The following is a 1,061-nucleotide window of genomic DNA, read 5'->3' as shown; positions in this document are numbered from 1 at the left end:
GGGTTTCACCGATGCCCGCCTGGCCAAGCTGACCGGCCAGACCGAAGCGGAGATCCGCAAGGCCCGCCGTGCGGCTGGCGTCAACGCCGTGTTCAAGCGGATCGACACCTGCGCTGCCGAATTCGAAGCGCAGACGCCCTACATGTACTCGACCTATGAAGCGCCTGCCTTTGGTGACGTCGAATGCGAAGCGCGCCCCTCTGACCGCAAGAAAGTGGTCATCCTCGGCGGCGGCCCGAACCGGATCGGCCAGGGCATTGAGTTTGACTACTGCTGCTGCCACGCCTGCTTTGCGCTGACAGACGCGGGCTATGAAACCATCATGATCAACTGCAACCCGGAAACGGTGTCTACCGACTATGACACCTCGGACCGGCTGTATTTCGAACCGCTGACGTTTGAACATGTGATGGAAATCCTGCGGGTCGAGCAGGACAACGGCACCCTGCATGGCGTTATTGTGCAGTTCGGCGGCCAGACCCCGCTGAAGCTGGCAAACGCGCTGGAGGAAGAAGGCATTCCGATCCTCGGCACCTCGCCCGACGCGATTGACCTGGCCGAAGACCGCGAGCGGTTCCAGGCGCTGGTCAACAATCTGGGTCTCAAGCAGCCGAACAACGGCATCGCCTCCACCGACGCGCAAGCGCTGGAAATCGCAGAACAGATCGGCTTCCCGCTGGTGATCCGCCCGTCTTATGTGCTGGGTGGCCGGGCGATGGAAATCGTCCGCGACATGGACCAGCTGAAACGCTACATCGCCGAGGCGGTGGTGGTCTCCGGCGACAGCCCAGTGCTCTTGGACAGCTATCTGGCCGGTGCGGTTGAGCTGGACGTGGACGCGATCTGCGACGGCAAAGACGTGCATGTGGCAGGCATCATGCAGCACATCGAAGAGGCCGGCGTGCATTCGGGCGACAGTGCCTGCAGCTTGCCGCCCTACTCGCTCGAAAAACCGGTGATCGAACAGATCAAGGAACAGACTTTCGCATTGGCCAAAGCGCTGAATGTGGTCGGCCTGATGAACATCCAGTTCGCGATCAAACCCAATGATGCCGGCGAAG

General features: G+C 61.3%; 1 pseudogene. It reads left to right on the top strand.

The window, feature by feature from the left end:
• Nucleotides 1-1,061, top strand: a pseudogene (locus tag A2I95_RS41650) (ATP-grasp domain-containing protein); the annotation flags it as partial.

This window comes from Leisingera sp. F5, assembly GCF_001593695.1.
The sequence above is the reverse complement of the archived record's forward strand: the minus strand, read 5'-3'. Positions and strand labels throughout refer to the sequence as shown.